Origin of the sequence: Thorsellia anophelis DSM 18579, from assembly GCF_900111395.1 — a bacterium.
Classification (GTDB): domain Bacteria; phylum Pseudomonadota; class Gammaproteobacteria; order Enterobacterales; family Thorselliaceae; genus Thorsellia; species Thorsellia anophelis.
Genome location: NZ_FOHV01000034.1, coordinates 19,983 through 30,237, shown reverse-complemented (window position 1 = coordinate 30,237; position 10,255 = coordinate 19,983). Strand labels below are relative to the sequence as shown.

Sequence of the window (10,255 nt, the reverse complement as noted above, 5' to 3'; positions counted from 1 at the left end):
GGTTTCGGTTGATTTTTCATAGGTGTAATTATACCAAAAAAATCCAATTTAAATCAATTAAAACAGTTGTTTAATTGATTGGCTGGCAATAAAAAATGACTGCTCTTAGTGTTGATAACTAGCTAAGTTCAAGCCATCAATTTTAGAAAAATCGAACCCTTTGCATAACCAATTAAATTGCGCTTGTGTCAAAATTAGTTCAGATTGTCCAGTTTGAAATTTAGGAAAATGACCTTGGTGTAATTTGCGCTGACATAACCACATACCATGAGGATCAATACTGATTAATTTGAACATGCTCCGTTGACGATTAGTGAAAATAAATAGCGCTCCGGAGTAACATTTTTTGGGAAAATTAACCTGCAAAAAAGTGGTCAAACGGTCCATCCCAGAACGCATGTCAATTGGATTTGTCACAAAATAAATAGAATGTGAATAAATCATGACACAACTCCCATAACCTGGCTTAGTAAAACAATATCGCACTTAACCTGCAAACCAGAAGGTAAGATAACTGTTACTTCAGGAGGCGGTTGTTTAAAATTCGATTCATGAATACGATGTATGTCCTCGTGGTATTTTGTTTGAATATTAGATTCTGGGAATACTACAGGTTTATCTGTGTGAGTTTGAGATGGCAACTTTTGAGTTGGCTCTATCACTTTAACAGGTACAAGTGTGGCTGTGAGTGGCGTATTTTGCGATACTGGCGTAGCTGAGATATCTGTGGCATGTAAAGATTGTTCTTGAGTAGAATTAATAGATTTAGCTGATAAAGCTTTTTTTACTTGATAGGGCCAACATCTAAATGAGCTAAAATTGATATTATGCAAAGCCGCATACTCAGCCATTTTAAGTCCAGAGGCTGCGCGTGCTTCTAAATGTGCGATTTTTTCTTGTAGTGTGAATTTAATCATAAAGCATAATCCTCGATTGATTGAAATTATGCTTAGTTTAGTGAATATATAGGCTTATTCTAGATGTGTTCAGCGGATGCTTACAAATCGACTAACTAATAAAGGCTTAAATATTTTGTTAAATTAGGAGTGCTATAATTGATAACTAAGATTCTTTTGTACAAATCTTAATTACTTGTTTTTTTTGCCCCTGCGCTTGGAATGCTTATTAAGCTAGGGTGTTGAGCTATTAGTTCAAAAGGTAGTATAGCCCAATCAGGTCCACCACAAGCCGCTAATACATGAGGAAACTGAGGGTTGAGCTTAATCCCTTGTTCAGTGATTACCCAGTCATTCTCTTCACTAATATTCCAAGAGTCTGCCTCTAAATAGGGGCATTCACTATCATTCATTTTATCAGGGTATCTTTCTAGCAGCTGTTCAAGTATCCAGTCATTTTTATATTCTGGATTAGGTAAGGACAGCACATCTGATAAATTAAGCAGTTTTCCGCTTTTATTATGGAAATTAAAATTTTGATGGATAATATTAGGGTGTGGCATCTCTGGGCAATAGTAATTACCAGTGATTTCAAAGCTAGTGATATCATTCGTAAGGTAGGTTGGTGTCATAACAAAATCAACATCAGAACACCTAAAAGCAAGGCTTAAATAGGAACGAAAGTAAAACTCTAAGTTAGTATTAAGTGAGTTGTATGAATCTGAGTTGATTGTAAATAGCTTTTTTGCAGATTTTGGTTCTATATACCACTGTATTGATTGCTCCATAAATTGTGTACTTTTATCTTTTGTCAGTGGTAGGGTTTTGTGCCTTAAATATTCATATAAATCATTTTCAGCAATTTTTTTCAAGGCATTTGATGTTTCGTTTGATACATCTACAGAAGTAACAGGTGTTATAGCAATAGGTAATTCAGTATCTTTGTTAAGGTTAAACCATTTTCCATCGATGGGTTCGTTAAATAAATTAAGGACCATTCCTTGACCACTATCAGCTTCTCCCTCTTCGAAATAAAGTTGCCCTTCAATTAAACGGCCTTCTAAAGGTATATCTCGACTTTGTTTTTTATAAAAATATGAACCAGATACACCATAATCAGACTGAGAAAATTGAATTACAATTGGATAGGTTTTAATGGTACCTTCATAAACATTAATTGGGTCTTCTTCTGCCTGTGACTTTACTACAGTGGCTAAATATAGAGGAATTAAAAAGAACCATAAGCGTTTTTTAAAGAAAATCATTTTAGTTACCTTCTCGATAAGACAGTTAAGTTTACACCTAAGAATTAAATTACGTTATTAAATTCAATTTATTTAATGGGTTAAGTATGTGCGAATAATATGTTTGTATCCTATCAGGAGATTTTATCCTATTTTATGACTAAAAACATAACAAAATATCATTAATTGCATTTAATCATGCTTCAAATAGACAACAAATCGTGGTTAATTTATTTGTTTAGTACTAAAAAAATCCAAAATGAGACATGACTTGCAAAAAATGTTCACCGCTCTTGAAAACATAAGTGAAGAAGATACTATCTATTTGTTAAAAAAAAGTTGCTTGATTGCTGTATTTACAAATTCAATACTTTGAGTTTGAATAATAACAGTTACAAATTATAAAAGGGATATTATGAAAAAAATTAAATCAAAAGTAATGAAATTAAGTTCACTTGCATTATGTCTATTTGGGATGCAAATTGCTGCTCACGCCAATACTTTAGTCTATTGTTCAGAGGCCTCACCAGAAGGATTTAATCCACAATTGTATACATCAGGTACAACTAATGATGCAACAGCCGTTCCTATGTACGACACATTAGTACAATTTAAATATGGTACAACAGAGCTAGAACCTGGTCTTGCTGAACGCTGGGATGTGAGTGAAGATGGTAAACGTTATACTTTTCATTTAAGAAAAGGAGTTAAATATCATCAGACAGATGATTTTACTCCGACTCGTGAATTTAATGCTGATGACGTACTCTTTACTTATTTACGTCAAAAAGATACAAACCATCCTTTTCATAAGGTTTCAGGTGGAACCTATGAGTATTTTCAGGGCATGGGAATGGGTGAAATTATAAGTGAGATCAACAAAATTGATGATCATACTGTGGAATTTATTCTTTCAAGATCTGAAGCACCATTCTTAGCTAATATGGCTATGGACTATGCATCTGTTTTATCTGCTGAATATGCTGATTTAATGATGCAAGCAGGTACACCTGAATGGGTAGATCTAAGACCGGTAGGGACTGGCCCATTTCAGCTTGCAGAATATCAACAAGATTCGACTATCATTTATGATGCTTTTGAAGATCACTGGGCTGGTCCTTCAAAAATTGAGACATTAATTTATTCTATTACTCCTGACGCAGCAATTCGCTATGCAAAAATGCAAAAAGACGAGTGTCAGATGATGCCATATCCAAATCCAAGTGATATTGCAATGATTCAAAAAGATCCTAATATCATAGTGCAAGAAGCACCGGGTTTAAATATTGGGTATTTATCATTTAATGTAACAAAACCACCTTTAGATGATCTTAGGGTTAGAAAAGCATTAACCTATGCAGTAAATAAAGCTGCAATAATCGATGCTGTTTATCAAGGTGCAGGGCAATCTGCAAAAAATTTAATTCCACCTACGATGTGGGGGTATAATGATGATATTGTTGATCATCCTTACGATGTTGAAAAAGCAAAAGCATTGCTAGCTGAAGCTGGGCTTGCTGATTCTATTAACATTGATCTTTGGGCTATGCCTGTGCAACGCCCTTATAATCCAAATGCAAGAAGAATGGCTGAGATGATCCAAGCAGATTGGGCTAAGATTGGTGTCAAGGCAAATATTGTATCTTACGAATGGGGAGAGTACTTAAAAAGAGCGAAGGATGGTGAACATGATGTCGTTATGATGGGATGGACAGGGGACAACGGTGATCCAGATAATTTTTTTGCAACTTTATTTAGCTGCCAAGCAGCTCAAGATGGGTCAAATTATTCACGTTGGTGTTACGAACCTTTTGAAAATATCATTCTACCTGCAAGAACAGAAATCAATCATGAAAAACGAATTGAGTTATATAAGCAGGCTCAAGTTATTATGCATGAACAAATTCCAGCAATGATGATTGCAAATTCAACTGTATTTGATCCAGTTAGTAAACGTGTTTCAGGCTATAAAATCAGCCCAAGAGGGAAACATGATTTTTATCCTGCGTCAATTGAGTCTAAATGATAAGCCTATAACCCTGAAATATACTGGCTTTAGTATACTTTGAATAACTAAAGCTAGGTTAAATTAAACTGAGTTTAATTAGAAATCTACCTGGCTAGTCTTAGAATTGTATTTATCATAGACATTTTATAGGTTTGGGTAGCCCTGCAATTTTGCAGGCTTGTTTAGCCGGTCCTTTGGGGAAGAGTCGCTGCAGATAGATACTATTGCCTATCTTTTCTCCAAAGGCTTCTTTTAATAGTTTCACTAAAAGGCGTATCGCTGGTGAGGTATTATAGTCGTGATAAAAATTACGAACAAAGTTGATAACTGACCAGTGTGCTTGCGTCAATATTATATCCTCTTTTCCTGCAATCAGTTCTGCGATTTCAGGAGTCCAATCGTCTACATTCACTAGATATCCTTCCTTGTCTGTTTCAATTATTTTTTCTTGGTAAATTAACATGTTAAATTAATCCTGAATTTTATTTGTTGCTGCTGTAATTAATATGAATCTTTACAAGTATCTACAATTTGAAAGAATTAACATTTGAATTATTATACCGAAAAGAGATATTATGCAAATATGTTTGATTAGATCTAATCTATCATACTATACTTTTGCCTTATAAATTAAATAAAAGCAGTGAAATTAGAATGCATAATATCGCTTTTAAGGAGTTAGCTATGTTTAAACGAATCGCAGTTGCAGTATTAATTTCAACCTCACTAGCAGGTTGTGTTGCTGATAATAGTAATGTTGTTAGTTCGAATCAAGCTCAACGAGCACAAACAGTTAGCTATGGCACACTTGTGGCAGCTCAAGATGTAATCATCCAAACAGAAGGTGGTGCTCCAGTTGGTGCAATTGCAGGCGCTGTACTTGGTGGTGTGGTAGGTAATACTATTGGTGGTGGTAGAGGCCGTAATGTTACTACAGCAGCGGGTGCTGTTGGTGGTGCGATGGCTGGAAACGCAGCACAAAACGCTATGAATAGACAAACTGGTGTAAGGGTTGAAGTGCGTTTAGATAGTGGTAGCACTATAATTAACGAACAACCTGGTACTGCTGCACAGTTCAGAGCTGGTCAACGAGTTGCTGTAGCAACAGCGAACAACGGTGTTACGACGGTTTTACCAAGATAAGTTATAGCATATGACTATTGCCCACCTATTGATTATAGATGAATAGGTGGGGAAATATCTAATTTGCTAAAAAAGCTTGAAAATTTTCTGTCATATCTACTTCAAAACCTGCATCAGTTTTAGTAATTAAGTAAACAGCTAAACCGTTTTTTTCTGCAACTTCAAGTGCTTTATCACGACCTAGTACCATTAAGCCTGTATCCCAAGCATCTGCTTCTAATGCTGTTGGTGAAATAACTGTTGCTGAAACTAGCTTATGTTCAATAGGTTTACCCGTTGATGGATCGATAACATGAGAATAGCGCTTACCATTTTTTTCAAAATAATTACGGTAGCTTCCAGCGGTACTAATACTTTGACCTCTTAAATCAATAGCTTGTTGGACTTCAAATTCTGTATCGCTGGGTTTTTCAATAGCTACACGCCATTCTTTGCCTTTATCATTAACGCCAAGAGCATTTATTGTACCTCCAATCGAAACTAAATAATCAGTAATACCTAATTTTCTCAATAATTTACCCACCTCATCAGCTCCATAACCTTCACCAACAGTTGATAAATCAACATATAACTCTGGTATGTGCTTTTGTAAATAAAATCCATCATTCTGACTAATTAAAGTAAGTTTATCTAGCCCAACTTTCGATTTTGCTATATCTATCATTTCGTCTGTTGGAACTTTGTCTGGAACTTTTTCTGGACCAAATCCCCAAAGGTTTACAAGTGGACCAACTGTGATGTCCATAGCATTATGAGTTGCACGTCCAACTTTTTGTGAAATTAAAATGTTTTCAGCCATAGATTCAGGTATTTTTATAGGTTCAAGGCTAGTAGATTGATTAAATAATGAAAGAGCTGAGTGTGTACGGTATGTAGATATATCATCATTAATTGCCTCAAGGTATTTATCAACTTCTGCTTGAATTGCTTCAGGAGACAATATAGTTGTTTCGCTATCAGCTGTGGCCTTTGTCACATATTTAATATTGTAATAAGTGCCCATTGTTTGGCCTTTCAGTTCATGCATGATTAACGTCTGCTCATTTTTGGCGTTATTATCACAACTTGATAAAGTAGATACTGCTGCCACTATAAATGTAAGAGATAAGATTGGCTTAAAAAATTTACTCGGAGATTGTTTGTTATACATGCTAATTCATTCCTTTGTCTTGCTTGTGATATATAAGCTGCATTGTAATATGTAAGTAAAGATACTGTTTTGTCATCTGATATACAAAGTATTTACAATATTTTTAATGTGAGGTTTGTATGATGTACAAGTAATCATTGATATTTGAAAACTAATTATCTAAAAAATAGTAGATACTTTTTAAAAAGAAAAATTTATTTTAGATACTCCCATTTTATTACCGTAACAGAAAAATACAATCTAAATTGTACAACTGAATTCAATGGAATTGAAAGGAAAAGTAACTTAGACATAGCTTATGCATTTGAAACTTTATATGTTCTAGATCATAAACTGATAATAGATGAATGTAGTGATACGTTAGGAACGTGTATAAAAAATATCGGTTAATTGACACTCTATTTGCTTTTATATAAAAAATTATGAATGCTTCTAACTGAGCAGCAATTTCAACATCACTACTATCCCTTTGAATCTTAATTTTAACCCACATATCAACAGAGTAACTAAACTGACACTATTGTTGTTAGAATTAGATCATCAAAATAAAGCGTTACGCTATCAAATTAATTTACAACAGTTGGGTCATGTTATTTTGCGAGCCTAGCGTTTGAATTGAAAATGATGTTTTTATTTTTTTGTCTGGATACGTGAATCTGTGTAGGTATTAAATATTTTTACATTTGCTGTGTTAAACTAGATCTTACAAAGTTAAGCAAAATGAAATGTATTATTAAAATTTAAGATAATAGTGGATGTTATAGAGGTTGCCTGTGAAGCAAGTTATTGATTATTTTTCTAAAATTATAAGTATTAGAGAGCAGTATGCATTAATAGCAGGGGTTGATGAAGTTGGTAGAGGACCGTTGATTGGGGATGTGGTGACAGCTGCAGTCATTATTAATCCTAATAAGCCAATAGAAGGGTTGATGGATTCTAAGAAGTTGACCGAAAAAAAACGTGAATTTCTGTATGACAAGATAATAGAAAATGCACTTGCATATTCAATAGCGCGTTCTACTTCACAAGAAATTGATGAGCTAAATATTCTTAATGCAACCATGTTAGCAATGAGCCGTGCAGTGTCTGGATTATCTACTCAGCCTAATTTTGTACTGATAGATGGGAATAGGGTACCGAAACTTGATTGTCCTGCATTTGCAGTGGTTAAAGGTGATAATCTAGTTGCGGAAATTAGTGCAGCTTCAATATTAGCTAAGGTGACGCGCGATCGTGAAATGAAAAGTCTTGATGTCCTTTATCCTGAATATGGCTTTGCAAAACATAAAGGTTATCCTACAAAACAGCATCTTGAAGCAATTGCAAAACATGGTGTTTTGTCCGAACACCGTAAAAGCTTTGCTCCTGTTGCAAATCAACTATTGAGTTAGCCATGTTTATAAAAGCAACACTTGAACACAATTATTGCTAATTGAAAGAAAGTGGTTAATAATGTAATTATCATGATTTTTTAAATGCTTTATATACAATTGCTTATTTATTCTTGATGTGCCATTTTTTCTTTAATTAAGATATTAATCGTTATTTAATTCAAGTTATGATATTTTGTTATGATAATAACTAACTTGATTATCGCAATATCGATTTAAGATGTTAACTAAATTGTAACTTTTCCAATCTATCTGGTGTTTAGATGTTGGGTTGTAAGTTTTTGTTTTGTAATTAATATGTTTCTAGATAAGGATGTGAAACTTATGCGTATTTTATTAGTGGATGATGATCATGAATTAAGCATCATGCTTCAAGAGTTTTTAAAAGGAGAAGGAATTGAAACAATGATAGCTGCTACAGGGCATGAAGCTATCAATTTATTGGAAAGTTTCTCTTATAATGCAATTTTACTTGATATCATGCTGCCTGACATTAGTGGTATTGAATTGTTAAGGCAAATTCGTAAAAATAATAAAATTCCAATATTAATGCTTACAGCTAAGGGAGATAATATCGACAGGGTGATTGGGCTTGAATTAGGTGCAGATGATTATATTCCTAAACCATGTTTCCCAAGAGAGTTAATAGCTAGATTAAGAGCTGTTTTAAGGCGATATGACGATAGGGAAGGGTTTGATAGTGAAACACGGGACTTATTTTTGCATGGTTTGAAATTATCTCCAACGCGTAGAAGTGTTGAGTATAAAAATAGCTCCATAGAGCTGACCGCATCTGAATTTAATCTTTTAGAGGTATTGATACGAAATTTTGAATCAGTGGTATCTAAAGATGAGTTATCTGAAAAAGGTATAGGGCGCAAAAGACAGATTTATGATAGAAGTGTCGATGTCCATATCAGTAATTTAAGACAAAAACTTCAAGCCGCTACTGAAGAAAACATTACAGTCGAAACGGTTCGAGGTGTAGGTTACACCTTAAAGTTTCATCGAACTAAATTAGCTCAATAAATGCAAGCTAGAATGTAATTATTTTTCTAAGGATAGGAACAATGCGATTATCGCTTTTTTGGAAAATTTTGATTGGCTTTTGGGTTGCTTTTATTTTAGCTGTTCAAATGCTTTGGGTCGTCGTTGCTGTTCATCATGATGAAGCAGATGAAGTAGAAAGACAAATTAATTGGCGCATATCATCAGCAATTGATGCGTTGCGCCATGGCGGGCCTAGGGAATTAGAACTTATTTTAAGGACATGGCCACCGCAACAAACAGATTATATAAAAGTTGAAGCAGTTGATGAAAGTAAAGTAAATGCATTAAATAATCCATATTTTCCAATAAGCGACCCAAAACGAAGCTATGAGTCACGCAAAGAAAAGCAGAGTGTTTACAATGAGTATGTGATGGCACCCGATAATATTTTGTATCATCTTCAATATGATGCTGATAAAGTCCGTAGTGAGTATTTATCTTTAACAGATCGATATTTATTTAATATACATGAACCACTTATGTTTTTAGGATTATTTGGCGGATTTATATTTAGTTCTTTTATGGCTTGGAATTTGGCTAGGCCTTTGAAGTTTATTCGCCAAGGTTTTGCTAGAGTAGCACAAGGGGATTTATCGGTCAGGTTATTTCCCAAGCTTAAACGTCGTAAAGATGAAATTACGGACGTAGCGAGAGATTTTGATCATATGGTAGGACGCATTGATCAATTAAGTTCTGCAAGGGAGCAATTATTGCATGATATTTCGCATGAATTGCGCACACCTTTAGCAAGAATAAGAATTGCACTTGGTCTGGCCCAACAAAAATCAGAAAATATTCCACAGACCCTTTCTAGAATAGAGCGTGAAACAGAGCGGCTCGATAGTCTAATTGCAGAGGTATTGACTTTAGCAAGAATTGATAACGATGCGTTTTTAGAGGAACAATTCTTTGACATTGGATTATTATTGCAAGCTATAGTTGAAGATGTAAGATATGAATCGGCACAAAGAGATGTACAAATACATTTTAATCACGACGATAAAAAAGAATGTACAGCTAGAGGCAATGCCGAATTATTGCACCGTGCTTTTGAAAATATATTAAGAAACGCGCTGAAATTCTCCACAACGGGAAAATCTATTTACGTTTCACTCACGATTGAAAATGATCGGTTTGTTATCGTGATAAGAGATGAAGGTCCCGGCGTAGATGAGGATAAATTAGATTTTATCTTTGAAGCATTTGGCCGGGTACCATCTTCAGGAATAAAAGATGGCTATGGATTAGGTCTTTCAATTACTAAAAAGGCTGTTTTAGCTCATAATGGTGAAATTAGGGCAACCAACCATCCAGAAGGTGGACTTTCTATTAGAGTAACTTTGCCAATCTGGGAAGTCAATCATTCATAGTTA

Annotated in this window: 10 protein-coding genes; 5 read left to right on the top strand and 5 right to left on the bottom strand. The window is 34.4% G+C overall.

The window, feature by feature from the left end:
- Nucleotides 1–105 precede the first annotated feature (105 nt).
- From tnpB to BMW37_RS13010, 3 genes are all read right to left on the bottom strand, one after another.
- A complete protein-coding gene (gene tnpB, locus BMW37_RS13020; RefSeq protein ID WP_093321964.1) occupies nt 106–444 on the bottom strand; it encodes an IS66 family insertion sequence element accessory protein TnpB in 339 nt (112 codons plus the stop codon).
- Nucleotides 441–917 (bottom strand): hypothetical protein, encoded by a 477-nt coding sequence (locus BMW37_RS13015; RefSeq protein ID WP_093321961.1) that lies wholly within the window; start codon nt 915–917, stop codon nt 441–443. The genes tnpB and BMW37_RS13015 overlap by 4 nt, the downstream gene beginning before the upstream one ends.
- A 167-nt stretch (nt 918–1,084) precedes the next feature.
- A complete protein-coding gene (locus BMW37_RS13010) occupies nt 1,085–2,161 on the bottom strand; it encodes a hypothetical protein (RefSeq protein ID WP_093321958.1) in 1,077 nt (358 codons plus the stop codon).
- Nucleotides 2,162–2,579: 418 nt separating this feature from the next.
- On the opposite strand from BMW37_RS13010, the gene BMW37_RS13005 reads away from it, so the two are divergent.
- Nucleotides 2,580–4,166 (top strand): ABC transporter substrate-binding protein, encoded by a 1,587-nt coding sequence (locus BMW37_RS13005; protein WP_245711073.1) that lies wholly within the window; start codon nt 2,580–2,582, stop codon nt 4,164–4,166.
- A gap of 115 nt (nt 4,167–4,281) precedes the next feature.
- Here BMW37_RS13005 and BMW37_RS13000 read toward each other — a convergent pair whose 3' ends face one another.
- Entirely contained in the window at nt 4,282–4,611 is a 330-nt protein-coding gene (locus BMW37_RS13000; RefSeq protein WP_093321953.1) for a TusE/DsrC/DsvC family sulfur relay protein, read from the bottom strand.
- Nucleotides 4,612–4,832: 221 nt separating this feature from the next.
- Between BMW37_RS13000 and BMW37_RS12995 the strand changes: the two genes are divergently transcribed.
- Complete coding sequence (locus BMW37_RS12995; protein WP_093321951.1) at nt 4,833–5,291, top strand: outer membrane lipoprotein; 459 nt, start codon at nt 4,833–4,835, stop codon at nt 5,289–5,291.
- Nucleotides 5,292–5,349: 58 nt separating this feature from the next.
- On the opposite strand, the gene BMW37_RS12990 is transcribed toward BMW37_RS12995, so the two are convergent.
- Nucleotides 5,350–6,441, bottom strand: a complete 1,092-nt coding sequence (locus tag BMW37_RS12990) for an FAD:protein FMN transferase (protein ID WP_093321948.1) — start codon at nt 6,439–6,441, stop codon at nt 5,350–5,352.
- An 803-nt stretch (nt 6,442–7,244) separates the two neighbouring features.
- On the opposite strand from BMW37_RS12990, the gene rnhB reads away from it, so the two are divergent.
- The 3 genes from rnhB (at nt 7,245) to BMW37_RS12975 (ending at nt 10,252) form a co-directional block, all read left to right on the top strand.
- On the top strand, nt 7,245–7,832 hold the full coding sequence (rnhB, locus tag BMW37_RS12985; RefSeq protein WP_093321974.1) for a ribonuclease HII: 588 nt from the start codon (nt 7,245–7,247) through the stop codon (nt 7,830–7,832).
- 324 nt (nt 7,833–8,156) lie between these two features.
- On the top strand, nt 8,157–8,861 hold the full coding sequence (locus BMW37_RS12980; protein WP_093321946.1) for a response regulator transcription factor: 705 nt from the start codon (nt 8,157–8,159) through the stop codon (nt 8,859–8,861).
- A 41-nt stretch (nt 8,862–8,902) separates the two neighbouring features.
- Nucleotides 8,903–10,252, top strand: a complete 1,350-nt coding sequence (locus BMW37_RS12975; protein ID WP_093321943.1) for an ATP-binding protein — start codon at nt 8,903–8,905, stop codon at nt 10,250–10,252.
- Nucleotides 10,253–10,255: the final 3 nt, after the last annotated feature.